Origin of the sequence: Aeromonas sp. DNP9 (assembly GCF_001728955.1) — a bacterium.
Classification (GTDB): Bacteria; Pseudomonadota; Gammaproteobacteria; order Enterobacterales; family Aeromonadaceae; genus Aeromonas; species Aeromonas veronii.
The window spans coordinates 22,910-47,502 of the sequence record NZ_LYSQ01000003.1 but is presented as its reverse complement, the minus strand read 5'-3'; the positions used below and the strand labels follow the sequence as shown (position 1 = coordinate 47,502).

The following is a 24,593-nucleotide window of genomic DNA, read 5'->3' as shown; positions in this document are numbered from 1 at the left end:
CTTTTCCCCTGTTGTTGGAGTACCCATGATCAACCCCCACCTGCTCGATGAGCTGACCGAGCGCGGCCTTGTGGCCCAGAATTCCGACCCGGCGGCCCTAGCCGATCATCTTGCCACCCCGCGCACCGTCTATTGCGGGTTCGATCCCACCGCCGGCAGCCTGCATATCGGTCATCTGGTGCCGCTCTTGATGCTGCGCCGATTCCAGCTGGCGGGCCACACCCCGGTGGCACTGGTGGGCGGGGCAACCGGCCTTATCGGCGACCCCAGCTTCAAGGCGACCGAACGCAGCCTCAACAGTGCCGATACCGTGCAGGGTTGGGTCGCCAGCCTGTCGGCCCAAATCAGGGCGCTGCTGCCCGCCGATGATGGTATGTCTGCCCCGCAACTGGTCAACAATGGCGACTGGATGGGGCAGATGTCCGCCCTCGATTTTCTGCGGGATATCGGCAAGCACTTCTCGGTCAATGCCATGCTGGCGCGGGAATCGGTGCGCCAGCGGCTGGCTCGCCCGGATCAGGGCATCTCGTTCACCGAGTTCTCCTACGCTCTGCTGCAATCCTACGACTTTGCGGTGCTGCACCAGCGGCTCGGCTGCACCCTGCAGATTGGCGGCAACGACCAGTGGGGCAATATCACCAGCGGCATGGATCTGACCCGTCGCCTCCATCAGGCGCAGGTCCACGGCATGACCCTGCCACTTATCACCAAGGCAGACGGCACCAAGTTTGGCAAGACCGAGGGTGGTGCGGTCTGGCTCGATCCGGCGCTCACCTCCCCTTACGCCTTCTACCAGTTCTGGCTCGGCACCGCGGATGAGGATGTCTACCGATTCCTGCGCTACTACAGCTTTATGCCGCTGACCGAGATTGAGGCGCTGGAGGCAGAGGATGCCACGCGGCAAGGGCGCAAGCTGGCCCAGCAGGTGTTGGCGAACGAACTGACCGAGCTGGTGCACGGCAAAGCGGCGCTGGCGGCGGTGCAGCGCATCAGCGAACTGCTGTTTAGCGGCGACGTGACCCGCCTCGGCGAGAGCGATCTGGCCCAGCTGGCGCAGGATGGCATGCCGAGCAGCATCATCAGCGGCGAGACGGATCTGGTCAGTCTGCTGGTCAGCTGCGGTCTGGCTAACTCCAGGCGCATCGCCCGTGAACTGCTGGCGGCGGGCGCCATCAGCCTCAATGGGATGCTCAAGCAGGATGAGCTGCTGAGTACTGCGGATCGGCTGTTTGGCCGCTACCTGTTGCTGCGCCGGGGCAAGAAGCAGTACCACCTGGTGGAGTGGCAATAAGCCGCGGGGCGGGGAGCACAGCCTCCCCGCCCGCATCCTGAATCCCTTTTGAATCCCGAGTTGCGATCCCCCTCACAGCCTCTCCCGTCAGCAGCCACCATACTGGCACCGGCGAACATGGAGTACGCCACACAATCTGTTCCTCACGAATCAACAAGGATGCTGATGATGAAGAGATGGCTTCTGGTGCTGCTCTGTACCCTGCCCATGCTGGCACACGCCAGCGGATACACCCAGACCCGCTACCCCATAGTGCTGGTGCACGGCCTGTTCGGCTTCGACAAGCTGCTCGGGGTCGATTACTTCTACGGCATTCCCCAGGCCCTGAGCCGGGATGGAGCCAAAGTCTACGTGGCCCAGGTATCGGCCACCGCCAGTTCGGAGCAACGGGGGGAGCAACTGCTCGCCCAGGTTGAGCTGCTGCTGGCTGCCACCGGTGCCGAGAAGGTCAACCTGATCGGCCACTCCCACGGCGGCCCCACCATCCGCTATGTTGCCTCGGTCGCCCCCGAACTGGTCGCCTCCGCCACCAGCGTCGGCGGAGTCAACTATGGCTCCGAGATTGCCGATCTGGTGCGGGCCAATGCCGCCCCCGGCAGCGCCGCCGAGAAGCTGGCGGCCGCCGCGGCCCACGCTCTCTCCGGCATGATTTCACTGCTCTCCGGCGGGAGCCAGCTACCGCAAGATCCGGTCGCCGCGCTCGATGCCCTCACCAGCAAGGGGGCCAGCCAGTTCAATCAGCGCTACCCGGAGGGGCTGCCCAGCCGCTATTGCGGCGAGGGGCCGATGCAGGCCAGCAACGGCGTCTACTACTTCTCCTGGAGCGGACGCGGCAACCTGACCAATCTGCTGGATCCGGTGGATCCTGCGCTGGCGCTGACCGGTGCCTTCTTCAAGGAGCCCAATGACGGACTGGTCGGGGTCTGCAGCAGCCACCTCGGCAAGGTGATCGGCACCGACTACCGGATGAACCATCTGGACGAAGTGAACCAGTCCTTCGGTATCCACCATCTGTTCGAGACCGATCCGGTCACCCTCTATCGCCAGCATGCCAACCGTCTCAAGGAGCTGGGACTATGAAGATAGCCACCCTGCTCGTCGTGCCCTGCGCCATCACCCTGCTGCTTGGCGGGGTGTTGCTCTGGCCCACGGCACCGACGGCAGACTCATCCCCCGCTCAAGCCAGCCAGCATGCACAGAGCCACCCGCACGATCCCGAGCAGGAGGCTGCCGATGCCCTGCAGGCGCGCTATCGCACCTTTGTCTCCGCCCAGAGCAGCCTGACGGTGCCCACCGAGATCTCCCTCGCCAGCCTGCAGATCCTGTTTGACGAGCGGGAGCAGCTGCGCCAGCAGAGCTTTACCCCGGCGGAGCAGGCCCAGCTGTTTGCCGAGGATCGAATGATGGAGCAGTTGACCCTGCGCCGCAGGGCGCTGGCGGAGGCAAGAGACAGCGACAAGTCGCAGCTGGCCAGCGAGTTGGATCTCTGGCTGGCGGAGCAACCGGGCTGGTTTCGCGAGGCGGAGGCCAACAGCCGCCTGATTGAGGAGTTGCAAGAGCTGGCGCAGATGGAGCCAGCCAAACGGGAGGCTCTGCTGCTGGAGACGGGGGGGCCGGAAGCGGTGGATCGGATGCGCCAGCTGGAGCAGAACCGGCAAGGGTTCGAGGAGCAGCTCAGCGGTTTTCTGGCCGAGCTCAGGCAACTACCGAACGAGGCCAGGGCCGAACAGCAGCAGGAGCTGCTGGCCCGCTGGTTCGAGCCCGGACAGTGGCGCCGGGTCGAGGCGCTCACCCGGCTCAAGCTGGGGGAGCCACAAGCCGAATGAGAAGGGGGCCCTCGATGGGCCCCCTTGCTATTGCGCTTATTGCGGCTTGTTGGCCCCCGGCAGCGGCTGCCAGGTGAGGCGGGTCACCTGAGTGCCCTGCACCTCGCACTTGAGGCTCAGCTCCTGCCACCCCTTATCCTGACGCAGGGAGACCTCCCCCTCGATCCCCTGCTCGCCAATCTTCAGCTTATCCTGCTCGAAGATCACCTTGTCGCCGTGGGCGAGATCCATCAGCTTGCCGTTGCAGAGCCAGTGGGCGAGCTCAGCCCCCTTCAGCTTGACGCCCCCCTTGGCCGCCTTCTGTTCGGCCGCGCTCACCACAAACAGCTTGCTCAGCTCGGCGGCCCGCTTGGTGAGCCACTCCTGACGCTGCTGCATGCTCATCTTGCTGACGAACTCGGCGGGCTGACCCTTCTCGTCCAGCCATTGGGTCAGCTTGCCGCTGTCGTCAAAGGCGAACTGGGCGGCGGGCTCTTTGACCCCGAACAGCTTGCCGCCCTTGAAGTAGTAGCGGCTCTCCCCTTCCAGCTTGCCCAGCTCGTTCATGATGGGCACGGCGATGATGACGGGGGCGCCATCGATCCAGGCCTTGATATCGACGCCGTCATGGCTGAATTGACGGGTATCGAGGGCGCTCTCGGCCCCCTTCTCCATCAGGGTAAACTGCTCGGCGAGAGAAGCGGCCAGAGAAGGGAGGGAGCAGAATCCCAGGGTCAGCGCGATCGCTGTGTTGCGCATTGAGTTGTACATAACACTCCTGTGATGGGCCATCCGGCCCGTGGTTAACTCTCTGTCAGCCAGGCCCGCAGCCCCTCCCGGTGAGCATCGCTCAGGGGCTGGGATTGGCGGGCCCGGTAGTCAAAATGGATCAGGGTCGTTTCGGCGGTGACGGCCAGTTCGCCGCCCTGCCAGGCCTCCTGCCAGACCGTGAAAGAACTGGTGCCGATGCGGCGCACGCCAGTCTTGATGGTGACCGGCTGGCCGTAGAACAGCTCCCGTTTGAACTGCACTGTGTAGCCCGCGATGATCAGATGCCAGTTATGCACATCCAGATCGGGGGAGAAGATCCGGAACAGGGGATCCCGCGCCGATTCGAACCAGACCGCCGGCACCGTATTGTTGATATGGCCGAGGGCATCCGTCTCCTGAAAGCGGGGTTGGATCTGCATTTCCAGCATGGGTTGACTCCTTGTCTCTTTGTTTCTGTCCTTGTTCGTTCATGGGACATCAGTGGCCAATGGGTGGCCGCCGGGCATCATCAGCGGATCAGCATGTTACATGATACTGCTGGCCCAAGCACAGGGATGCCAGCGGCCCTGCGCGACCGGCCAGCAGGTGTCGCAGCACGGCGGATTGTAGGGCTGCACAGAAAAGCGGGTAGTAAAAAGCCCCGCACATCTTGGCTGTGCGGGGCGGGTGCAAATAACCAAACGGCTCGGGGACTAGCCCAACAGATCGAAGCGATCCGCATTCATCACCTTGTTCCAGGCGGTGATGAAGTCACAGACAAACTTCTCCTTGTTGTCGTCCTGGGCATAGACCTCGGCATAGGCGCGCAGCACCGAGTTGGAGCCGAACACCAGATCCACCCGGGTGGCCGTCCACTTCAGCGCGCCGCTGCAGCGATCGCGCATCTCGTAGAGATTGCTCGCTTTTGGCAGCCACTGGTAGCCCATGTCGGTCAGGTTGACGAAGAAGTCGTTGCTGAGTACCCCGACCCGATCGGTAAAGACCCCGTGCCCGGTTCCGCCGTGGTTGGTGCCGAGCACCCGCATCCCGCCGACCAGCGCCGTCATCTCGCAGGCGGTGAGCCCCATCAACTGGGCGCGATCCAGCAGCAACTCCTCCGCCGTCACCACATAGTCCTGCTTCAGCCAATTACGGAAGCCGTCGGCCAGCGGTTCCAGCACCTCGAACGAGGCCACATCAGTCTGGGCCTGAGTGGCGTCCCCCCGGCCCGGCGCAAACGGCACGCTCACCGTCACTCCGGCGGCCTGGGCAGCCTGCTCGATGGCGAGGTTGCCCCCCAGCACGATGAGATCCGCGACGCTGACGCCACACTCGGCCGCCAGCTTGTCATAGACCGCCAGCACCTTCGCCAGCCTCGCCGGTTCGTTGCCCGGCCAATCCTTCTGCGGCGCCAGCCGGATGCGGGCGCCGTTGGCACCGCCCCGCTTATCAGAGCCACGGAAGGTACGGGCACTATCCCAGGCGGTACTCACCCGCTCGCTGATGGAGAGGCCGCTGGCGGCGATCCTGGCCTTCACCGCCGCCACATCATAATCGGCACGCCCGGCTGGCACCGGATCCTGCCAGATCAGATCTTCTGTCGGCACATAGGGGCCGACATAGCGGCTCTTCGGCCCCATATCCCTGTGGGTCAGCTTGAACCAGGCGCGGGCGAAGGCGTCGGAGAAAGCCGCCGGGTCATCGCGGAAACGCTCGGCAATCTTGCGATACTCGGGGTCGAATTTGAGCGCCATGTCGGCATCCGTCATCATGGGTTTGCAGCGGATCGACGGGTCCTCCACATCCACCGGCATATCCTCTTCGGCGATATTGATCGGTTCCCACTGATGGGCCCCCGCCGGTGATTTTTGCAACCACCAGTCGTACTTGAACAGCAGATCGAAGTAGCCGTTGTCCCATTGGGTCGGGTGGGTGGTCCAGGCCCCCTCGATGCCGCTGGTCACCGTGTTGCGGCCGATGCCGCGGCTGTGGTGGTTAATCCAGCCGAGCCCCTGCTCCTCGAGGTTGGCCCCTTCCGGCTCGGGGCCAAGCTGTTTGGCATCGCCGTTGCCGTGAGCCTTGCCGACGGTGTGGCCACCGGCAGTCAACGCCACCGTCTCTTCATCATCCATCGCCATGCGGGCGAAGGTGACCCGCATATCTTGCGCGGTTTTCAGCGGATCGGGCTGGCCATCCACCCCTTCCGGGTTGACGTAGATAAGCCCCATCATCACCGCCGCCAGCGGGTTTTCCAGATCCCGCTCGCCGGAGTAACGACCGCCCGGCTTGCCGCTGGGCGCCAGCCACTCTTTCTCCGATCCCCAGTAGATATCCTTCTCCGGGTGCCAGATATCCTCACGGCCAAAGGCGAAGCCGAAGGTCTTGAGCCCCATGGACTCATAAGCCACGGTGCCCGCCAGAATAATCAAATCGGCCCAGCTGATCTTGTTGCCGTACTTCTTCTTGATGGGCCACAGCAGGCGACGGGCCTTGTCGAGGTTGGCATTATCCGGCCAGGAGTTGAGCGGGGCGAAACGCTGGTTGCCGCTGCCACCGCCGCCGCGGCCATCGGCGATGCGGTAAGTCCCGGCCGAGTGCCAGGCCATGCGGATCATCAGGCCGCCGTAGTGGCCCCAGTCGGCGGGCCACCAATCCTGACTGTCGGTCATCAGGGCGGTCACATCCTGCTTGAGGGCCGCCATATCGAGCCCCCTCAAGGCTTCCCGATAGTTGAAACCGGCCCCCAGCGGATTGGTCTTGGTATCGTGTTGGTGAAGAATGTCGAGGTTGAGGCTCTTCGGCCACCACTCCATTCTGGACGTCTCGACGGAGGTGGTTCCCCCGTGCATGACCGGGCATTTTCCTGCGGAACTGTCTGAATTGTTGCTCATCGTTTTCCTCATTTGCTCTGCTGTCCATAACCTGAAACAGCATGGCACAGAGGCGTGACACAAACTGTGCTGCGGCGGCCGTTTTACTGATTTTTCACCAAAGCGCCCCCGGCGCGCACGTCAGCCGCGCCAGAAATTGGGCGAACTATGGCGCCTCTGCGGGCTGATGGGTCGGCTCGGGCCGCAACCAGGCGCTGCGAAAATCGAACCAGCCGAGCGCCGTCATCCGCACCCCGTGCACGCCGACCCGGCTCTCCAGCTCCAGCCAGTGGTGAAACAGCGGCACAAACCAGCTCTGCTGCTGCACAGTTGCCAGCAGGGCTCGCGGCCCCGGCTCGGCACCGCTGGCGCGCCACTGCATCAACCCCTGCCACAACTCATGCTGACTGCCCCACACCTTGCGCAGCAACGGGGTGCCCTGCAACCAGGCGTAGGGGGCAAAGGGGCCGGCATGTTCGAGGTTGAGGGTGCCTAGCCAGAGATCCACATCCTCATCCTCGCCGCTTACCCAGCGACCGTAATCGAGAGTGCGCACCTCGAGCTGGATCCCCTGTTCGGCCAGCAGGCTGCTCATGGCGTTGGCGCACTCGTTGAATTCCAGATGCTGGTTGAAGCAGGCGAGCACCAGTCTTCCCGGCAACTGCGTCGGTGTGGGCAAGGGCGCGGGCAGCGCTTCGCGCCAGTGGGGCAGCAGACCGAGTGCGCTGGTCCAACCCCGTTGCAACTCGGGGGAGACCCGCCCCATCAGAGCCACCGGATTGAGCAGTTGGCCGAGCCACTGGCGCAGGGCGGGATCCTGCAAGGATCCGGAACGATCGTCCTGCAGCAGGAAGTAGCAGCCCGACTCCAGCTCCGACTCGCCGCGCATGGTACCGAGCTCAGGGCTGTCGCGCCCCAGCTGCAGGTGGGTCTCCAGTCGCTCCGCCAGCTCCGGCAGCATCCAGATATCGATCTCGTCGAGCAGGGCGCGCAGGCCGAAGTAGTCGTCAAACGCCGCAAGGCAAAGATGCAGGGGATCGTTGGCGGCCACCCGGTAAGGGCCTGTGCCCACCGGTTGCAGAGCAAAGCCCGCCTCCCCCTTGAGCTCCCGTGGCAAAATGGTCGCAACCGGTTCAGCCAGCAGGTGGGGCAGCCAGGGATCCGGGCTGTCGAGATAGAGATCCAGGGTGCGCGGCCAGGGGCTCTCCAGCCGAATCAGATGGGAAAACAGCGGGCGATCCCGCAGGGCCAGCAGGCTCTCCATCACATCCTCCACCACCAGCTCGCGGCCGTGGTGAAAGCGCACCGCCGGGCGCAGATAGAAGCGCCAGTGGCAGGGGCCCAGACACTCCCAGTGGTGGGCCAGATCCCCTTCGATTTCCCCATTTTCCTCATTTCGCCGGGTGAGGCCGTTGAAGATCTGGCGGCTCAGGTGAATTTCGGAGCGGCGCATCGGGCCGGTGGGCAGCAACTGCGGCAACGGCCGGTAGTAGGGCACCCGCAGGATCTGGCGCCCCTCGCGGGTGGCCTGACCGAGCTGTTCGATCAGCAGCGGGGTGAGCAGATCGAGGCGATCCTCGGCCAGCCGCACCGCCTGCGCCAGCTGGCCCTGACTGAGCAGATCCCGCAAGCGGCGCCGGGTCAGGCTCTCCTGACTATCGAGCAGGGTGAGCCGGGAGCGCCGCCCCCGCCCCGCTTCCGCCGACCAGCTGAGCCAGCCCTGATCCTGCATCCGCCGCAGCAGCAGGCGAGCGTTGCGCGGGGTGCAGCAGAGCAGATCCGCCACCTCGGCGAGGCTGATCTCCCGCTCGTCGCTGCCAAGCAGCTGGGCGAGTCGTTGAAATTGCTGGTAGAGGCGACCGGTCGGCATAAAAGAGGAAATCCTGTTGCTATAAGTCATCAGTTTTTACTTCCGCATTTTAGCTCAATACTGCTGGTGAACGTGAGAACCACAGCAGAGGAGCACTATCATGAGCCACGTCAACCCCCTCAAACCTAACCGGATCCAGCAGACCTTGCGCCGTTACTTCAAGCGGATCCTGCCGCACCCGCTGGCGCTCATCGAGGATCCCATGCAGCAGCTCAACCGCCTGATGCAGTGGGATATGAACCAGATCGATGACAAGGAGTATCGCCGTCGCCTCTGAGTGCGGGCCATGCCAACCACTCGGGACGCGCATCCCCTGCGGGCGACATTGCTTTGCCGGATCTTGCTGTTTACATCGGCCACGGGCCTGATAGATTGGACGTCTATCCATCTATAACTGCCATAAGCAACATCCAACAAGGAGTGTGTGATGAAAGATGCGACCCTGGCCTTGCACCACGGCTTTTCCAACGACCCCACCACCAAAGCGGTCGCCGTGCCCATCTACCAGACGGTGGCCTACGAGTTCGAGAGCGCCCAGCACGGGGCGGATCTGTTCAATCTGGCGGTGCCGGGCAACATCTACACCCGCATCATGAACCCCACCAACGATGTGCTGGAGCAGCGGATGGCCGCGCTGGAAGGGGGGATTGCCGCGCTGGTGGTCTCGGCAGGTTCCGCCGCCATCACCTACGCCATTCAGGCGCTGACCGCCGCCGGTGACAACATTGTCTCCACGCCCCAGCTCTATGGCGGCACCTACACCTTGTTCGCCCACATGCTGCCGAGTTTCGGGGTCGAGGTGCGCTTTGCCAAGGATGACAGCGCCGAGGCCATCGCCGCCCTTATCGACGACAAGACCAAGGCGGTCTACTGCGAGAGCATCGGCAACCCGGCGGGCAACATCGTCGATCTGGCCGCGCTGGCCAAGGCAGCCCACGCCCGTGGCGTGCCGCTTATCGTCGACAACACGGTCGCCACCCCCGTGCTGTGCAAGCCCATCGAACACGGCGCCGACATCGTGGTCCACAGCCTGACCAAATATGTCGGCGGCCACGGCAACTCGCTGGGCGGTGTCATCGTCGACTCGGGCAAGTTCCCCTGGGCGGATCACGCCGAACGCTTCCCCCAGCTCACCCGGCCCGAACCCTCCTACCACGGGGTGGTCTACACCGAGGCCTTTGGCCCGGCTGCCTTTATCGGGCGGGTGCGTACCGTGCCGCTGCGCAATACCGGCGCGGCGCTGGCGCCGATGAACGCCTTCCTGCTGCTGCAAGGGCTGGAGACCCTGAGCCTGCGCATGGAGCGCCACGTCGACAACGCCCTGCGGGTCGCCCACCACCTCAAGCATCACCCCAAGGTAGCCTGGGTCAGCTATGCCGGTCTGCCGGGTCACCCCCACTATTTGCTGGCAGAGAAGTACATGGCCGGTCGCCCCTCGGCCATCCTCTCCTTCGGTCTGAAAGATGGTTATGAAGCGGGCGTGCGCTTCTACGATGCGCTCAAGATCTTCAAGCGGCTGGTCAACATCGGCGACGCCAAGTCGCTGGCCTGCCACCCGGCCTCCACCACCCATCGCCAGTTGAGCGAGGAGGAGCAGGCCAAAGCTGGCGTGAAACCCGAGATGATCCGGCTGTCGGTGGGGATCGAAGCGATCGAGGACATTCTGGCGGATCTGGATCAGGCGCTGGAGGCCTGAGTCAGTCATCGAGGGAGCGGGCATCAGCCCGCTCTTTTTTAGCCATCGGTGAACCGCCTCCCTCGTCCGCTCATATACCCCATCCTGTCACCGAATCGAGGTCGTTATGATAGTCCTGCACCACCTGAACAAATCCCGCTCCCAACGCATCATCTGGCTGCTCGAAGAGCTGGGCCAGCCCTATGAGATCAAGGCTTACCAGCGCGATGCCGCGACCTTTCTGGCACCGCCCGAGCTCAAAGCCATTCACCCTCTCGGCAAGTCGCCGGTCATCGAGTTCGACGGCCGGGTGCTGGCGGAATCGGGCGCCATCACCGAGTACCTAATTGCCCGCTACGCCGCCGATCGGCTGGCACCGGCACCAGATAGCCCGGAGTATCCCGAATATCTGCAGTGGCTCCACTTTGCCGAGAGCTCCGGCATCCTGCCGCTGCTGCTCGACATGTTCGTGCGCAAGGATGGCAGCCCGATGCGCTTCCTGCCGGACTACGCCAAGGCGGAGTGTGCCAAGGTGCTGGGCTACCTCAACGAGGTACTGGCGAATCGCCACTATCTGGTGGGGGATCGCCTCTCCGGCGCCGACATCATGAACTCCTTCCTGGTGGATCTGCTGGCGCAAAGTGGTCAGCTGGCCCACTTCCCGCACCTGCAAGCCTACTGGGAACGCCTCAATACCCATCCGGCCCGTCAGAAGGCGGTAGAGCTGGAGCGCGAGCTGGATCAGCGCCCCTGACCGAGCTACCACCATGCAAAACGCCCCGACTGTCGGGGCGTGTTGTTATGCAGCGAGCGCGGTTTACTTGGTCGCAGGCACCTTGTCCCGACGCGACTTCCACCACCAGCGCAGCCTGATCTGAGAAATGAGCATCCCCGCCAGCATCAGGGCGCAACCGGCGATGGCGCGCTCATCCAGCGTTTCACCCAGCAGCAACACACCACCCACGGCGGCAAAGACGGTCTCCAGACTGAGGATGATGGCGGCGTGGGCCGGATGAGCGCCCCGCTGCCCCACCACCTGCAGGGTATAACCGACCCCGACCGACACCAGTCCGGCATAGAGCAGCGCCTGCCAACCGGCCACAGCGCCGCTAACAGTCGGAGTTTCAATAACAAAGGCGGTGGCGAGGCTGAGCAGGCCGCAGACTACGAACTGCACCCCGGCGAGCTTGATGGGAGCAACCCGATTGGAGTAGTGATCCACCAGCAGCAGATGCACAGCCCAGAACAGGGCGCCGACTACCTGCAACAGATCGCCAAAGCCGATGGTGAACTCGTCGGTGACGCTCAACACATAGAGACCGGCCAGCGCGATGATGGCGCCGATCCAGGTATTGAGGCCACTCTTGTGGCGCAGCAGCAGCCCTAGTACCGGCACCAGAATGATGTAGAGCCCGGTGATAAAACCCGCCTTGGCGGCAGTGGTATAGAGCAGCCCCACCTGCTGCAGGGAGGCGGCACAGAACAGCACCAGCCCGGCCAGTACACCACCGATCAGCAGCTGGCGATGGTCGCCCGCGACGGCAACAGGTTGTCGGGATTTGAGCCACCAGAGCAGCGGCAACAGGGAGAGGGCGCCGAGCAGAAAGCGCAGGCCATTGAAGGTATAGGGCCCCATGTGATCCATCCCGAGGCGCTGGGCGACAAAGCCCATACCCCAGATGGTGGCAGCCATCAGCAACATCAGATTGGAGCGCATGGCGATTCTTCCTTAAATCGGCGCGTGACGGGTTATCCGATCCAAGATACCCGCCTCCCTATCCTCTTGTCTCCACTCTTTGTCTTCGCTCTCGCTCTCCACGCCTGCATCGCACTGCTTTTGAGCACCGCGAGTGTTACAGCAACGAAGGCTTGGTGAACACGGCCAACAGGGCAATCAGTAGCAGATTGCCCCGCAGGATCCACACCACCCGGAAGTGCTGCTGAATGGAGATCATCGGCGCCTTGCCCAGACGCAGGGCGCGACGCCAGCGATAGAAGAGGCGGCTGGGATAAACGAGGGAGCCGACAATCAGCAGAAACAGCCCCATCTTGAGGCCGTGGGCAGGATGGGCAAAGATCTCTGCCACCGAGCTGGCATGCTCGAGGGCCAGCAGACACCCGGTGGCAAAGATGGAGAAGAGCGCCAGCGCAGCCACCCCATCTGCCAGCAGCAGGCGGCGCACTCGCAGCATGTTCAGGCCGCGCCGGAAGATCAGATACTCGACACAGAGGGCAAGGATTAGCACCGCTATGCTGCCATAATGAATCATTGAGAGCAGAGTGTGGTTCAGCATCGGAAACATCTCATTTTCTGCCTTTAGACGAGCCGCACAGCATCATATATGCTGGTGTCACCCGAGACGAAAAGGATCTGTTCATGTCCCCCGCCAAGCCCAAGAACACTTGGTCTTTGATCACCCGCATGCGGCTGGGCCTCCTCTTGCTCTTTATCCCAGTGTTGCTGCTCGGCAGCATCTACTACCTGCATATGGAGCGCACCCTGCGCCACGAGCAGCAACAGAACCTGATTGCTCGCAACACCCAGTATTTCCATACCCTGATCGAACCCTATCTGGCGACCCTCAAACGCCAGTTTACGCTCATTTATCAGCAGGTAAATTATCGGGATTTCAGCGGCCCGGAGATCCTTAACGGAGAGCGCTACCTGCAACAGTGGCAGGCCTATCACAAGGTGATGGAACTCGATTACGTCTACGTGGGCACCGAGCATCGCAAGATGCTGATCCACCCCTCCTGGCAGGCCGACGAGAAGTTCGATCCCAGAACCCGCCCCTGGTATCTGCTGGCATCCAGCCATCCCGGACAGATTGTCTGGACTGATCCTTATTACGACTACACCTTGGGCACTCTCACCATGGCGCTGGCCCGGGTGATTGAAGATCCTGACGGCAAGCGGGTTGGCGTACTCTCGCTGGATACCCAGCTCACCCCCCTCGCCAGCTGGCTAAACAGTCGGCATGATCAGAGTCACCATCTGGGCAATGGCTATCAGATCCTGCTCAACCATGACGGACTGGTGCTGGCCCATCCGGATCGTGAACGGGTATTCAAACCCCTCGCTCACCCCGACTGGCTGGCCCGGATGCAACTGTCGCAGGGCTTTTTCCTCGATGATGCCAGCGGCCTGATGGTCTCCTACTACCGCATCCCCGAGCAGCGCTGGATCCTGCTCAGCGTCGAGCCGACTGCCAGCATGCAGCAGGTGATCGATAGCGTCTCCATCAACGTGCAGCTGATGATTGCCGTCGCCTGCATTCTCTATCTGCTGCTGGCCCTGCTCTGGTCTCGTTACTTCCGCCGGATGCTGGGGGAGATCACCCTGCTGATCCGCGCCAGCCGCTCAGGCGGTATCGCCTACAACGGCCGCCGCATGCTGGAGCTGGCCAAGGTCTATGAAGAGATGGATGCCGCCAGTCAGGACTTTGCCCAGATCCGGCTGCAAGCCCATCAGGACAAGCTCACCGGGCTCTACAATCGTCGCTTCTTCGACGAGTGCCTGCAGAAGCAGCTCAACAGTGGCGCTCCCTTCGGGGTGGTGATGTTCGATCTGGATGACTTCAAACGGGTCAACGATACCCACGGCCATCAGGCGGGGGATGTGGTGCTCAAGCGGGTGAGCAAGCTGGGCATGAATCTGTTCCACGAGTGGGGCTGGTTCTGCCGCTATGGCGGCGAGGAGCTGGTGCTGATCTTCCGTTACGGCGAAGAGCAGCCGATGCTCCCCTCCCTGCTGGAAGCGTTCCGGCTCGGGGTGGAGCAGCTGGAGTGGCGCGAACCCGATCTCACCATCACCATCAGCGGCGGGGTGGCCTTCAGCCGCTCCGGGCTCTCGGCCAAAGAGCTGGTGGAGCTGGCCGACAAGGGGGTCTATCAGGCCAAGCGGGAGGGGAAAAACCGTATCTGCTTCCCGCTGCGCCACGCCCCTCACCAGAGTGCCGAGGAGGACATTCCCGCCTTTGGCGAGCCCCGGCAGCAAACCAACGAAGGGTAGCCCCAGCGGCCAGCCAACCACAACGCCGTCAGCAAAAGCAAAGAGAGAGGCTCCAGCCTCTCTCTTTTTGTTTATCGTGCTTCTTGCCGCACGTTAAGCCTGTGTGACGCACGACTCAGCGCAGCCACTCCCACACCGGCCAGCACAGCTCCTCGGCCTGCTGGCGCAGCGCGGGGGCCGGATTGACCGCATGGGGATGGCTCACTGCCCGCAGCATCGGCAGATCGTTGTGGGAATCGCTGTAGCCAAAGCTCCCCTGCCAGAGGTGGTCCCTGCCTGCAAACAGCTGGTTGATGCGGGCCACCTTGCCTTCGCGAAAGCTGAGGGTGCCGCGGGTCTGGCCGGTCAGCATCCCATCCTCCTCATCGAGCAGGATGGCGACGCAGTGATCCATCCCCAGCATCTTCGCCATGGGGGCCACCAGATGCTCGCCGGAGGCGGAGATCAGCACCAGATCGTCGCCCCGCTCCCGATGCCATTCGATGCGCGCCAACCCCTCGGGGTAGAGGCGCTCGCGCAGCACCTGCTCGGCAAAGCGGGTAGAGAGCGAGTCGAGCCACTGGCGCGTCTTGCCAGCCAGCGGTTGCAGGGTGAAGGCCATGTACTGGTGCATGTCCATCTTGCCCTGATGGTAGAGGGACATCATGGCCTGCTCCTCGGCGATCATGCTGGCCGGAGCCAGCTCCTCGGCCACCATGTACTCCAGCCAGAGGCTGGCGGAATCCCCCGCAATCAGGGTCTCGTCCAGATCAAACAGTGCCAGTGCCATGAGGGCTCCTTGCGGTAACAACGAAAATGAAACGAGGCGTCATGCTACCTCACAGAGTTGATCCCGGGCCACCGCCAGGGTCACGGCGCTACCGGTGGCCAGCAGATCGCCCACCGAACGGTTGAGGCAATCCACCGTCAACAGCCCCGCCTCGCACTCCACCTGATAGCGGATCACGTTGCCGAGCAGCTGTTGCTGGCGAACGATGCCGGGCAGGCTGGGTTCGCTGCTGGTCGCCCCTGCGGGCAGCAAGGTGATGGACTCTGGTCGCAGCGCAAGCTTGCCCTGAAAACGGGGGCCAAACAGCGACTTGCCCTGCTCGGCGCCAAGCAGGTTGTAGTTGCCGATAAAGCCCGCCACAAACTCACTGGCGGGACGGGTGTAAATCTCCTCCGGCGTGCCGCTCTGCACAATGGATCCCTTGTTCATCAGGAAGATCCGATCCGACAGGGTGAGCGCCTCCTCCTGATCGTGGGTCACGAAGATGGTGGTGAGCTCAAGGCGCTGCTGGATCTCGCGGATCTGCTGGCGCAGGCTGCGGCGGATGCGGGCATCCAGCGCCGAGAGCGGCTCATCCAGCAGCAGGATCCGCGGCTGTACCACCAGAGCCCGGGCCAGCGCCACCCGCTGGCGCTGGCCGCCGGAGAGCTCGGCCGGATAGCGGCGCTCGAAGCCGGTCAACTCCACCAGCTCAAGCGCCTCCTGCACGCTGGCGGCGAGATCCCGTCCCGGCTGCGGTTTCATCTTGAGGCCGAAGGCAACGTTGTCCCACACCGTCATGTTGGGGAAGAGCGCATAGCTCTGGAACACCATGCCGATGCCCCGCTTCTGGGGCTCCTGCCAGGTGATATCTTCACCGGCCACCCGCACCTGACCACCATCCACCGGGGTGAGCCCGGCCAGCGCCCGCAGCAGGGTCGATTTGCCGCAGCCGGAGGGGCCGAGCAGGGTCACCAGCTCCCCCTTGCGAATGCCGAATTCGATCCCCTCGAACACCGGCGTATCGCCGTAGGATTTGTGCAGTTGATTCACTTCTAAATGAAACATCTTGGATCACCGATGAAATCTGTTGGCCGCCCAGGTGAGCAGCAGGGTCAGCAGGAAGTAGCTCATCACCAGCGCACTGGTGAAGTGGCCCGAGGTGGCGCGCATGTTGTAGAGGTAGACCTGCAGGGTCTCGTAACGGGTGCCCACCAGCATGTTGGCGAACACGAACTCGCCGAGCAGGAAGGAGAGGGAGAGAAACAGCGCCGCCAGCAATCCCTTGCGCAGGCAGGGGATCACCACCAGCAGGAAGGCGCGCCGACTACTTGCCCCCAGCAGATGGGCGGCATCCATCAAATCCCTGAGCGGTACCCCTTGCAGGCTGTTGGCCAGCGCCCGGTACATGAAGGGGAGCACCACGGTGAACCAGGTGCCGATCAGGATCCACGGCGTGCCGATAATGGGCAGGACACCATCGGCGTAGATCTGCAGCAGCCCCACTGACGAGACCACTGGCGGCACCGCAAAGGGGAGCAGGATCAGCAGGTTCATCCAGGGATCCAGCTTTGGGAAGTAGTAGGCCACCACCAGCACGGTCGGTACCAGCACCAGGGTGCCCAGCAGCAGGGTGGCGAAGCAGACCAGGAGGCTGCGGCCAAATGCAGCCAGAAAACGCGGGTCGCCCCACAGCTTGAGATACCAGTCGAGGGTGAAGCCGTCCGGCAGCAGGGTCGCCCCCCAGCGGGTGGAGATGGAGTAGAGAAAGGTAGCCAGCAGCGGCAGCAGCAGGGTGGCGACCAGCCCACCCAGCACCCACTTGGGCCAGCGCGGCGTCAAATCATGCATGGGATTGCCCCTTGTTCACATAGCTCTTTTTCAGCAGCCACTGGTTGGCGGCCGTCACCACTCCCAGCAGCACCATCAGGATCACCGCCAGCGCCGCCGCCATATTGGGCTCGAGGAAGATATCGCCGGAGACCAGACTGGCCACCCGGATGGTCACCAGATTGAAGTTGCCGGTGGTGAGGGCGTAGGCGGAGGCATAGGCCCCCACCGCGTTGGCAAACAGGATGATCAGGGTGCCGAGCAGCGCAGGCGTCAGCACCGGCAGCGCTACATGCCACACATACTGCCCCTTGCTCGCCCCCAGCAACGCGGCCGCTTGCGGCCACTCATCCTGCAGCGCATCGAACGCCGGGTAGAGCAGCAGCAGGGCGAGCGGGATCTGGAAATAGGTGTAGATGAGAATAAGGCCCGACCCCGAGTAGAGGTTGAAGCCGTCGATCAATCCCCAGGATTTCAGCAGCAGAGTCACCGCACCGTTGATGCCGAGAATGATGATGAAGGCGAACGCCAGCGGCACCCCGCTGAAGTTGCCGGTCATGGTGACAAAGGCCAGCAGCAGCCGTTTGACCCGCTCGCCGCTGTGGCGCAGCGCGGCTGCCCCGAGGGTACCGATAGCCAGCCCCGCCAGACTGGCGATACCGGCGATGCGCAACGAGTTGCCGAACGATTGCAGGTAGAAGGGGGAGCTCAAAATCTCCCGGTAGTAGTCGAGGCCCCAGCCATCTGGGGTCTGAAAGCTGCCCACCAGCACCCACACCATGGGGGCGAGCTGGAACAGGATCATCAAGAGGATAAACGGCAGCAATACCAGTGTGGGCAGCCAGTTGCGGCGCACCTTGCGCTTGGTGGCCACGGGTTGATCCGCGAGGATCTCGGTGGTGGCAGGCATCATCAGTGCACCTCGCGCATAAAGGCCGCCTTGAGCAGCGGTGGCGCTGCCGGCTTGTCGTGGGAAACCCCCAGCAGATCCGCCATCAGGGCGCAGAGCTGGGTCTGGGCAATCGCCATTCCATCCGGCCAGCGCTCGATAAAGGCATCGCCAAACAGCCAGAGTGGCACTGTGCGCTCTTCCGGCAGGGTGCCGCCGTGGCTCAGGTCGTTGTTCATGCCGTGATCCGAGGTGATCACCACCTGATACCCCTCCGCCAGCCACTGGGGCAGCAGATCGGCCAGCAGGCTGTCCATGCGGCGAGCCTGATTGCGGTACTGGCGGGAATCGAGGCCAAACTTGTGGCCTGCATCATCCACCCCCATCGGGTGGATCAGCAGAAAATCGGGATCGTACTGGCTGCGCAGCCACTCGCCATCCATCAGCAGATGACTGTCGGGATAGTTGTCATCCCAGTAGAAGCAGCCGTGCTGGATCGGCAGCAGCTCGTCGTGAGTAAAGCGATCGCGGGCTGCCAGCCAGGGGCTGCGGTTGTAGAGTTCGCTCACCCAATGGTAAGCCGCCGCTGCGGTGCGTTTGCCCGCGGCGCGGGCCAGATGGAAGATGGAGTCATGCAGACTGAGACGACTCACCCCGTTGTGGGTGATGCCGCTCGCCACCGGCGGCACGCCGGTCAGGATGCACTCGTAGAGAGGACGGGAGAGAGACGGCAGGGCAGCATTCAGGGTCGTATGCAGGCCCCGCCCCGCCTCCACCATGCCACCGAGGTAGCCCATGGTGTGGGCTACCTCGGCTGCCAGACCATCCACAAGTACCACTATCACCTTGTGTTGCACTGGATTCCCTTACTGCATGTTGATCATGACGGTTTCTTGCCACTGGCGCGGCAGGGCTTTGGAGCTCTGCTCCCAGGCGGCGTGATCCTGCACCGGCTTGGCATTGGCGTACTGCTCGGCCGGCAGCAGCTTGGCCTTCACATCATCCGGCAGCGCAACGTTGCTGCGGATCGGGCGGGCATAGCCACGTGCCAGATTGATTTGACCGGCATCGGAGAGGATGTATTCACGGGCCAGCTTGGCGGCGTTGGGGTTCTTGGCCCACTTGTTGATGATGGTGGTGTAACCGGCAATGACGGAGCCGTCACTCGGGATCACCACATCAAACTTCTTGGGGTCGATCTGGTCGCGGTAGTTGAGGGCGTTGAAGTCCCACAGCACACCCACTTCCACCTCGCCCTTCTCGATGTTGGCGATGGTGGGATCGTTCAGGGAGAGACGACCCTGCTTGGCCAGCTGACCGAACAACTCCAGGGCAGGCTTGAGGTTCTTCTCGCTGCCGCCGGTGGCATAGGCCGCCGCCAGCACGCCGTTGTTGGCCTGGGAGGCAACACCCACATCACCCAGGGTCACCTTGTAGTCGCCACCCAGCAGGGATTGCCAACTGGTGGGGGCAGCCTTGACCAGATCCTTGTTGATCAGGAAGGCGATGGTGCCGGTATAGGCCAGCATCCAGTGACCGTCCGCATCCTTGGCCCAGTTGGGAATATCGGCCCAGGTGGAGGGTTTGTAGGGCTGGGTAACACCCTGCTTGACCGCAACCGGACCGAAGGCGCCGCCCACGTCGCCGATATCGGCGGTGGCATTGGCCTTCTCGGCGGCGAACTTGGCGATCTCCTGCGCCGAGCTCATGTCGGTATCCTGATGCTTGATGCCGTAGATGCTGCCCAGCTGCTGCCAGGTATCCTTCCAGTTGGCCCAGCTGTCGGGCATGCCGATGCTGTGGAGCTGGCCTTCACCGCGGGCGGCCTTTTCGAGATCCGCGATATTTTCGGCTGCAAACAGTGGTTGGCTGATGGCCACCATGGCCAGTGCACTTGCGATCACGCTTTTCATCATCCCATCCCTCTGGACTAGGTCAGTTAAGGTTCGAGAGGGATGCTAGAGGGGAATTGTGACGGTGGCGGGGCGCTTTAATGGCAGTTTGATGACAATCACCCTGTCATGGCGCTGTCATCCACAGCGGTTACAACTCTGAACCCGAGTGAAGCTGGACTACTCCAGTCATCCACCTTCTGAATAAGCAACAGGGACAAGAGTGTGACCGAGCCGAGATTGAGCGAGCAGAGAGTGAACGAACAGAGCATGGCCAGTGGCCGCTCCTCCTCCAAGTGCGAGCAGATTTGCCAGACCCTGCGCCGCTATATCGGCAGCGGCCAATTGGGGGCCGGGCAACAGCTGCCCGCCGAACGGGCCCTGAGCGAGCGTTTCGCCACTACCCGGATCACCATCAAGGAGGCGCTCTCCAGCCTCGAAGCGGACGGCCTTATCTACCGGGCCGAGCGGCGCGGCTGGTTTGTGGCACCGCCCCGCCTCACCTACGATCCCGCTATCCACACCCACTTTCACCAGTGGATCGGCGAGCAGCAGCGCACCGCCGAAACCCGGGTGCTGGCCCACGGCAGCGAACTTGCCAGCAGCGAGCTGTGCCGCTGGATGGGGCTGGAACCCTTCACCCCACTTTATGAAATCCGCCGCCAGCGGCTGATCGACGGCCGCCCGGTGCTTCATGTCAGCCACCACCTGCTGGCGAGCCGCTTTCCCGATATCGCCAGCGCGCCGCTGGCCAGCTCCCTCACCGAGCTCTATCAGCAGCGCTATGGCATAGGCCAGGGCGGGGCGAGTCTCGAGATCACCCCCTCGGCGGCGCGCGGCGCCATCGCCCGCGCCCTCAATCTGGCGGAGGGGAGCGCGGTACTGCGGCTGGTGCGGGTCAATTACGACGAGCGAGGCGGTCTGGTGGATTGCGATATCGAGCACTGGCGGCCGGATGCGATCCGCATCTGCCTCGATACCCGGGCGTTGCAACCCATCATCGCCAAAGCGCAGCCCGTGCAACTGGTAGAGTAGCCACGTTCAGGCTCATGAGCAGATGCGGATCCCGCAGGATCCGCCGGGATCAGTTGTCGATATTGGGGATCATGTCGTCAAAGCTCTGGTAGCCGCAGTCGGCCAGTTGCAGCGACATGGTGTAGGTCTTGGCATGCTCCTGCTGACCGATAGCGGGGCGGTTGAGCTTGATCTCCTGATGCCAGTACTCCTTCATCCGGTCGATCAGCGCCATCGCCTCCCCCTCGTTGAGGTGCAGCTGACAGAGCGCCATATAGTTGTTCGACTTGTGCATGTTCTCCACCAGATACTCCCCCAGCACCGACATTGCCTGCCGCGCCTGCTGGCGGGCGAAACGGCTGTGCTGCTCGAAGCTGATCCGCTCGCTGATGAGGAAGTGGTAACTGTTGTCGATACCGAGCTGCAAAATGCCGAGCTTCTCCAGTTTGCGCAGATAGAGGTAGCAGGAGGCATCGGTCAGGCCGTACTCCCGCTTGAGATCGATCAGCGTCTTGTCGCGCCAGAAGATATTGGCGAGAAAGGCGTAGAGCCCCGGCTCGTTGTGAAACGCCTCGTCCTGCTCCTGGGTAAAGACGGCGCGGCGGCTCTGGGCGTCCTGAGTGCGATCCAGCAGCTCCTCGAACGACAGCCCCACCAGATGGCAGATCTCCAGCAGAGTATCGAACGGCAGCGAGGGCTTGTTCATCATCCGTTTCACAGTCGCGATGGAGACACCCATGGCTTCTGCCAGGGTCTGATAGCGGATCCCCTTGTCGGTCAGGGTCTTCTTCAGGGTGTCGAGAATATTGTTGGCCAGGGTCTGGCTGTAGGTCATGCCACTCTTCCTTGTTATCGCACTTTCATTGCATGGTTATGCCGAGTCAGCTTCTGACCTGTTTTTACCTTCAAGGCTCAGATATTGACACCGAAAAAACAGCCGAGAGAAAAAATAGCCTATAACGCCCATCAGGACAGACCAGTTGAACGATAAGGTCGCAAAATCTGACACCAGACAGTGCATATCTTTCAACCCGCAAACATTTTGCTAGTGCTGCATAGAACATCGCGCATAATCGAAACGTATCGAATTCAAGACCCTTCCTGGTTGAGAAATCGATTGTTTGCTTCCAAATTTTTATCTTTTAAACCGTAAGGTTTTTTCTCTTTCCTGGCATTGGGCGGCGCTGATAGCACCGCCCTTTTCTTTTCCCTGAATTCGCAGGTCAGGTCAAGGGCCCCGGCAAGGGGAAGTGTCACCGGCCACCCGCCGCCCACTGATGCGCCAGCCACCACGACCTCTCTGGCAAGGTATTCTAAACGGTCATCAATACCGTGTTATTACCATTCAATATATTTAAACGGCTTGCTTGGAAAGCTTCACAAAATATAAAAATGAATATGGTCAAGTTATTTAAAATCCCAAAAACATATCTTTTAAATGGCTTGTATATATAAGCAAACAAAATTAATCAGACCGCACGCCCCATATCTGCTTATCACACCTCATGCCCACCCCAACGAGTGCTGCCGGGAGAAATGAAAAGTCACCCACAAGAGCCCATCCGCGTATCTGGTGGGCAACATGGCCCACGCATAAACAGCCTCAAAAGACCACCAAAACCCACAATGGGAACAATCCCAAACCTTAAAAAGAGCAAAAAACAGGCAAAAAGATAGATTTTTTTCTCACGGTTTCACCTTGTGAGGCGTTCAAAAAATCATCGAAAAGAACCTGATGCCAATCAGTGACATCTGAGATGCCAATTTTTAGACAACTCATCACGACTACGCTCGAATGAAAATTTAATGCCGATATAAATCAATCACATAGAATCATAGCCGAACTCTCAGCCTGTCATTTGCCTCACCAGTTAATTATTTAAACCTCAATAAAGCTAAAACTCTAATAACACCATTTATTAAACAAAATGCCCCTGCTTGCAGCCAGTCATATTTAGAAGGATGGGGAAATCACTCTCTTGTTATTCAGAAATCCGCTGACTATACTGCGGCCCCTCTGTGAAAGCAGAGCAATGACGGAAATATAAAAAGCTTCATGGATTGAGCAATATAAATCACACGCAGTTCACGCAACACAAGGTTATTTATCCATGAACAAGTTTAATAAAATTGCCGCTTTCTCCCTGCTTGCTCTGGCCATGAATGGCGGCGCCCATGCCGAAGGCTGGTATGCAGGTCTGGATCTGACCACCTCCAAGATGGATCTCGATGGTGACCTCCAGCGCGCCTATGACGCCAAAGTGATCGACGACCAGCTCGACGGCGGCAGCCTGATCGTGGGTTACAGCTTCAAACCCTGGCTGGCGGTTGAAGGTGGCTTGCACGCCCAGCAGATGGATCAGCTGACCTGGGTGACCTCCCCGATTGCAACCGGCTTTGCCGACACCACCATCGAAACCCGCAGCATCAGCCTGGCCGCCAAGCTGAGCCAGCCGCTGGCCTGGGGCTTCAGCGCCTATGCCAAACCGGGTATCGCCTACACCCGCACCGAATTGGAAGTTGTCGGCAACGCCACCCTCCTCGGTTTTAGCGGTCAGGTAAACGAGAGCGCAACCAAGAGCAAGGTGCACCCCAATCTGGAAGTGGGTCTGGACTACGCCTTCAACGACCACTTCTCTGCCGGTATCGGTTACGAGCGCCAGTTCGACGCCCTGAGCCTGGGTGACGAGCACTACTCACTGGATACCTTCAAGCTGGGTCTGCGCTACCACTTCTAAGCAGCGCCGCGTCAGTTAACAATACAAAAGGGCCGCAGGTTTCAAACCTGCGGCCCTTTTTACTGCTCTTCTTTCCGTACCCTGCGCGTTAGCAGATCTGGTCTTTACCCAGCTGCTTGGCCTGATAGAGCGCCCGATCGGCACGCACCATCAGGCTCTCCTTCTGCTCATCCTGCTGATACTCAGCCAACCCGAAGCTCATGGTAGCGGGCGCATGGGGGCAGATGGGCTCGCTCGCCATCAATGCCTGAAACTTGCTCGCCACCACCAGCGCATCCTCGCGGCCGGTGTTGGGCAGCAGCACCATGAACTCGTCACCACCCCAGCGGGCCAGCAGATCGATCTCACGGATATGGCGGCGCACCAGCGCCACTATGTTGATCAGAGTCTGATCCCCGGCGTTGTGGCCATAGCTGTCGTTGATCTGCTTGAAGTTGTCCACATCCATGGCGATCACCGTAAACGGCTGATGGAAGCGGCGCGCCCGCTCGCACTCCAGCTGCAACGCCCGCTCCAACCGATAGCGGCTGGCGGCACCAGTCAGGGCATCGGTCTCTGCCAGCAGACGGTTCTCTTCGGCTTTCTGTTGCAGCGCCTCGTTGAGTCGCACCAGCTCGGCGGTACGCTCGGCAACCTGCTGCTCCAGCGAGTGATTGCGCCGCTCCAGCTGCTCCAGCAACAACTTGCTGGCGTGGATATCGCGGTGGGCGCCGATCATCCGCGCCACAGACCCGTCGGGATTGCGCTCAATGATGCGGCCGCAATCCTCAATCCAGAGGTAACTGCCATCCCGACAGCGGCAACGATACTCGGCGCGATATTCGTGGGCGCTGCCGCTCAGGCAGAGATCGAACTTCGCCATCACCGCCGCCAGATCGTCGGGGTGGATCACGCTCTCCCAGGTGAAGACGGTATTGCCGAGGGAGTGAGGCTCGTAACCCAGCATCCGGTACCAGCCGGGGTTGCGATAGACAAAACCGGTATTGGCATGCCAATCCCAGATGCCATCGCTGGTCACCTCCAGAATGCCATGCACCACGGCTTCGCTGACATCCGAGATCCTGATCGTGTCACTGTCCTGCACCATAGCAGTTATCCTTGTTCTTCCGCCCCGCGCCACCACGGGGAATCGCACTGTTGTCGTGAGGCGCTACCTTGGCATATTGCAACAGATCTGTCAGCCAGAACCCCACCGCACCACCGTTTCCC

Annotated in this window: 24 protein-coding genes; 9 read left to right on the top strand and 15 right to left on the bottom strand. The window is 61.7% G+C overall.

The annotated features are described in order from the left end of the window. The first annotated feature begins 25 nt into the window (after window positions 1-25). The 3 genes from tyrS (at window position 26) to A9G06_RS02380 (ending at window position 3,117) form a co-directional block, all read left to right on the top strand. A complete protein-coding gene (gene tyrS / locus A9G06_RS02390; protein WP_069554158.1) occupies window positions 26-1,291 on the top strand; it encodes a tyrosine--tRNA ligase in 1,266 nt (421 codons plus the stop codon). Window positions 1,292-1,459: 168 nt separating this feature from the next. Beyond that, window positions 1,460-2,371: a triacylglycerol lipase gene (locus A9G06_RS02385; RefSeq protein ID WP_031227935.1), complete on the top strand. Its 912-nt coding sequence runs from the start codon at window positions 1,460-1,462 to the stop codon at window positions 2,369-2,371. Continuing rightward, window positions 2,368-3,117, top strand: a complete 750-nt coding sequence (locus A9G06_RS02380) for a lipase secretion chaperone (protein ID WP_069554157.1) — start codon at window positions 2,368-2,370, stop codon at window positions 3,115-3,117. The genes A9G06_RS02385 and A9G06_RS02380 overlap by 4 nt, the downstream gene beginning before the upstream one ends. A 36-nt stretch (window positions 3,118-3,153) precedes the next feature. On the opposite strand, the gene A9G06_RS02375 is transcribed toward A9G06_RS02380, so the two are convergent. The 4 genes from A9G06_RS02375 to sgrR all read right to left on the bottom strand — a co-directional run bounded on the left by A9G06_RS02375 (window position 3,154) and on the right by sgrR (window position 8,586). Continuing rightward, a complete protein-coding gene (locus tag A9G06_RS02375; protein ID WP_069554260.1) occupies window positions 3,154-3,855 on the bottom strand; it encodes a hypothetical protein in 702 nt (233 codons plus the stop codon). 44 nt (window positions 3,856-3,899) lie between these two features. After that, entirely contained in the window at window positions 3,900-4,295 is a 396-nt protein-coding gene (locus A9G06_RS02370) for a thioesterase family protein (RefSeq protein ID WP_042081229.1), read from the bottom strand. A 264-nt stretch (window positions 4,296-4,559) separates the two neighbouring features. Then, window positions 4,560-6,737: a catalase/peroxidase HPI gene (gene katG, locus A9G06_RS02365; protein ID WP_069554156.1), complete on the bottom strand. Its 2,178-nt coding sequence runs from the start codon at window positions 6,735-6,737 to the stop codon at window positions 4,560-4,562. A gap of 145 nt (window positions 6,738-6,882) precedes the next feature. Beyond that, complete coding sequence (sgrR, locus tag A9G06_RS02360) at window positions 6,883-8,586, bottom strand: HTH-type transcriptional regulator SgrR (protein ID WP_069554155.1); 1,704 nt, start codon at window positions 8,584-8,586, stop codon at window positions 6,883-6,885. A 100-nt stretch (window positions 8,587-8,686) separates the two neighbouring features. Here sgrR and A9G06_RS21830 point away from each other — a divergent pair, with 100 nt between their 5' ends. The 3 genes from A9G06_RS21830 to A9G06_RS02350 all read left to right on the top strand — a co-directional run bounded on the left by A9G06_RS21830 (window position 8,687) and on the right by A9G06_RS02350 (window position 11,015). After that, window positions 8,687-8,863 carry a hypothetical protein gene (locus A9G06_RS21830; RefSeq protein ID WP_139126135.1) on the top strand — a complete coding sequence of 59 codons (177 nt, stop codon included), beginning with the start codon at window positions 8,687-8,689 and terminating at the stop codon, window positions 8,861-8,863. A 150-nt stretch (window positions 8,864-9,013) separates the two neighbouring features. Further along, on the top strand, window positions 9,014-10,282 hold the full coding sequence (locus A9G06_RS02355) for an aminotransferase class I/II-fold pyridoxal phosphate-dependent enzyme (protein ID WP_069554154.1): 1,269 nt from the start codon (window positions 9,014-9,016) through the stop codon (window positions 10,280-10,282). 106 nt (window positions 10,283-10,388) lie between these two features. Next, the gene (locus tag A9G06_RS02350) at window positions 10,389-11,015 is read left to right on the top strand and encodes a glutathione S-transferase family protein (RefSeq protein ID WP_069554153.1); all 627 of its coding nucleotides are present in this window, start codon (window positions 10,389-10,391) and stop codon (window positions 11,013-11,015) included. 63 nt (window positions 11,016-11,078) lie between these two features. Here A9G06_RS02350 and A9G06_RS02345 read toward each other — a convergent pair whose 3' ends face one another. After that, window positions 11,079-11,978, bottom strand: a complete 900-nt coding sequence (locus tag A9G06_RS02345) for a DMT family transporter (RefSeq protein WP_005336466.1) — start codon at window positions 11,976-11,978, stop codon at window positions 11,079-11,081. A gap of 136 nt (window positions 11,979-12,114) precedes the next feature. Further along, window positions 12,115-12,555: a DUF2214 family protein gene (locus A9G06_RS02340; RefSeq protein ID WP_005355246.1), complete on the bottom strand. Its 441-nt coding sequence runs from the start codon at window positions 12,553-12,555 to the stop codon at window positions 12,115-12,117. An 83-nt stretch (window positions 12,556-12,638) separates the two neighbouring features. Between A9G06_RS02340 and A9G06_RS02335 the strand changes: the two genes are divergently transcribed. Continuing rightward, on the top strand, window positions 12,639-14,273 hold the full coding sequence (locus tag A9G06_RS02335; protein ID WP_069554152.1) for a sensor domain-containing diguanylate cyclase: 1,635 nt from the start codon (window positions 12,639-12,641) through the stop codon (window positions 14,271-14,273). 115 nt (window positions 14,274-14,388) lie between these two features. Here A9G06_RS02335 and A9G06_RS02330 read toward each other — a convergent pair whose 3' ends face one another. The 6 genes from A9G06_RS02330 to A9G06_RS02305 are packed head-to-tail and all read right to left on the bottom strand — an operon-like array spanning window position 14,389 to window position 19,653. Further along, the gene (locus A9G06_RS02330; RefSeq protein WP_069554151.1) at window positions 14,389-15,042 is read right to left on the bottom strand and encodes an HAD family phosphatase; all 654 of its coding nucleotides are present in this window, start codon (window positions 15,040-15,042) and stop codon (window positions 14,389-14,391) included. A gap of 39 nt (window positions 15,043-15,081) precedes the next feature. Then, complete coding sequence (locus tag A9G06_RS02325; protein ID WP_069554150.1) at window positions 15,082-16,089, bottom strand: ABC transporter ATP-binding protein; 1,008 nt, start codon at window positions 16,087-16,089, stop codon at window positions 15,082-15,084. Window positions 16,090-16,095: 6 nt separating this feature from the next. Beyond that, window positions 16,096-16,872 carry an ABC transporter permease gene (locus tag A9G06_RS02320; RefSeq protein ID WP_005355251.1) on the bottom strand — a complete coding sequence of 259 codons (777 nt, stop codon included), beginning with the start codon at window positions 16,870-16,872 and terminating at the stop codon, window positions 16,096-16,098. Next, on the bottom strand, window positions 16,865-17,764 hold the full coding sequence (locus tag A9G06_RS02315; protein ID WP_069554149.1) for an ABC transporter permease subunit: 900 nt from the start codon (window positions 17,762-17,764) through the stop codon (window positions 16,865-16,867). The genes A9G06_RS02320 and A9G06_RS02315 overlap by 8 nt, the downstream gene beginning before the upstream one ends. Continuing rightward, on the bottom strand, window positions 17,764-18,597 hold the full coding sequence (locus tag A9G06_RS02310; RefSeq protein ID WP_069554148.1) for an alkaline phosphatase family protein: 834 nt from the start codon (window positions 18,595-18,597) through the stop codon (window positions 17,764-17,766). Before A9G06_RS02310 ends, A9G06_RS02315 begins: the two co-directional genes overlap by 1 nt. Before the next feature lie 9 nt (window positions 18,598-18,606). Further along, the gene (locus A9G06_RS02305; RefSeq protein WP_069554147.1) at window positions 18,607-19,653 is read right to left on the bottom strand and encodes an ABC transporter substrate-binding protein; all 1,047 of its coding nucleotides are present in this window, start codon (window positions 19,651-19,653) and stop codon (window positions 18,607-18,609) included. Between the two features lie 183 nt (window positions 19,654-19,836). Between A9G06_RS02305 and A9G06_RS02300 the strand changes: the two genes are divergently transcribed. After that, window positions 19,837-20,667, top strand: a complete 831-nt coding sequence (locus tag A9G06_RS02300; protein ID WP_253182302.1) for a UTRA domain-containing protein — start codon at window positions 19,837-19,839, stop codon at window positions 20,665-20,667. A 49-nt stretch (window positions 20,668-20,716) separates the two neighbouring features. Here the strand turns inward: A9G06_RS02300 and A9G06_RS02295 are convergent, their stop codons facing one another. Both A9G06_RS02295 and A9G06_RS21825 read right to left on the bottom strand, forming a co-directional pair. Further along, a complete protein-coding gene (locus A9G06_RS02295; RefSeq protein ID WP_005336490.1) occupies window positions 20,717-21,481 on the bottom strand; it encodes a helix-turn-helix transcriptional regulator in 765 nt (254 codons plus the stop codon). 254 nt (window positions 21,482-21,735) lie between these two features. Continuing rightward, window positions 21,736-21,936 carry a hypothetical protein gene (locus A9G06_RS21825; RefSeq protein WP_139126133.1) on the bottom strand — a complete coding sequence of 67 codons (201 nt, stop codon included), beginning with the start codon at window positions 21,934-21,936 and terminating at the stop codon, window positions 21,736-21,738. A gap of 821 nt (window positions 21,937-22,757) precedes the next feature. On the opposite strand from A9G06_RS21825, the gene A9G06_RS02290 reads away from it, so the two are divergent. Continuing rightward, the gene (locus A9G06_RS02290; RefSeq protein WP_069554146.1) at window positions 22,758-23,384 is read left to right on the top strand and encodes a porin family protein; all 627 of its coding nucleotides are present in this window, start codon (window positions 22,758-22,760) and stop codon (window positions 23,382-23,384) included. A gap of 88 nt (window positions 23,385-23,472) precedes the next feature. Here A9G06_RS02290 and A9G06_RS02285 read toward each other — a convergent pair whose 3' ends face one another. Continuing rightward, entirely contained in the window at window positions 23,473-24,471 is a 999-nt protein-coding gene (locus tag A9G06_RS02285) for a sensor domain-containing diguanylate cyclase (protein ID WP_069554145.1), read from the bottom strand. Window positions 24,472-24,593: the final 122 nt, after the last annotated feature.

Excerpts from the sequence above, each read along its gene's own strand:
- tyrS (WP_069554158.1), top strand. The coding sequence starts at position 26 with ATGATCAACCCCCACCTGCTCGATGAGCTGACCGAGCGCGGCCTTGTG.
- A9G06_RS02385 (WP_031227935.1), top strand. The coding sequence starts at position 1,460 with ATGAAGAGATGGCTTCTGGTGCTGCTCTGTACCCTGCCCATGCTGGCA.
- A9G06_RS02380 (WP_069554157.1), top strand. The coding sequence starts at position 2,368 with ATGAAGATAGCCACCCTGCTCGTCGTGCCCTGCGCCATCACCCTGCTG.
- A9G06_RS02375 (WP_069554260.1), bottom strand. The coding sequence starts at position 3,855 with ATGCGCAACACAGCGATCGCGCTGACCCTGGGATTCTGCTCCCTCCCT.
- A9G06_RS02370 (WP_042081229.1), bottom strand. The coding sequence starts at position 4,295 with ATGCTGGAAATGCAGATCCAACCCCGCTTTCAGGAGACGGATGCCCTC.
- katG (WP_069554156.1), bottom strand. The coding sequence starts at position 6,737 with ATGAGCAACAATTCAGACAGTTCCGCAGGAAAATGCCCGGTCATGCAC.
- sgrR (WP_069554155.1), bottom strand. The coding sequence starts at position 8,586 with ATGCCGACCGGTCGCCTCTACCAGCAATTTCAACGACTCGCCCAGCTG.
- A9G06_RS21830 (WP_139126135.1), top strand. The coding sequence starts at position 8,687 with ATGAGCCACGTCAACCCCCTCAAACCTAACCGGATCCAGCAGACCTTG.
- A9G06_RS02355 (WP_069554154.1), top strand. The coding sequence starts at position 9,014 with ATGAAAGATGCGACCCTGGCCTTGCACCACGGCTTTTCCAACGACCCC.
- A9G06_RS02350 (WP_069554153.1), top strand. The coding sequence starts at position 10,389 with ATGATAGTCCTGCACCACCTGAACAAATCCCGCTCCCAACGCATCATC.
- A9G06_RS02345 (WP_005336466.1), bottom strand. The coding sequence starts at position 11,978 with ATGCGCTCCAATCTGATGTTGCTGATGGCTGCCACCATCTGGGGTATG.
- A9G06_RS02340 (WP_005355246.1), bottom strand. The coding sequence starts at position 12,555 with ATGCTGAACCACACTCTGCTCTCAATGATTCATTATGGCAGCATAGCG.
- A9G06_RS02335 (WP_069554152.1), top strand. The coding sequence starts at position 12,639 with ATGTCCCCCGCCAAGCCCAAGAACACTTGGTCTTTGATCACCCGCATG.
- A9G06_RS02330 (WP_069554151.1), bottom strand. The coding sequence starts at position 15,042 with ATGGCACTGGCACTGTTTGATCTGGACGAGACCCTGATTGCGGGGGAT.
- A9G06_RS02325 (WP_069554150.1), bottom strand. The coding sequence starts at position 16,089 with ATGTTTCATTTAGAAGTGAATCAACTGCACAAATCCTACGGCGATACG.
- A9G06_RS02320 (WP_005355251.1), bottom strand. The coding sequence starts at position 16,872 with ATGCATGATTTGACGCCGCGCTGGCCCAAGTGGGTGCTGGGTGGGCTG.
- A9G06_RS02315 (WP_069554149.1), bottom strand. The coding sequence starts at position 17,764 with ATGATGCCTGCCACCACCGAGATCCTCGCGGATCAACCCGTGGCCACC.
- A9G06_RS02305 (WP_069554147.1), bottom strand. The coding sequence starts at position 19,653 with ATGAAAAGCGTGATCGCAAGTGCACTGGCCATGGTGGCCATCAGCCAA.
- A9G06_RS02295 (WP_005336490.1), bottom strand. The coding sequence starts at position 21,481 with ATGACCTACAGCCAGACCCTGGCCAACAATATTCTCGACACCCTGAAG.
- A9G06_RS02290 (WP_069554146.1), top strand. The coding sequence starts at position 22,758 with ATGAACAAGTTTAATAAAATTGCCGCTTTCTCCCTGCTTGCTCTGGCC.
- A9G06_RS02285 (WP_069554145.1), bottom strand. The coding sequence starts at position 24,471 with ATGGTGCAGGACAGTGACACGATCAGGATCTCGGATGTCAGCGAAGCC.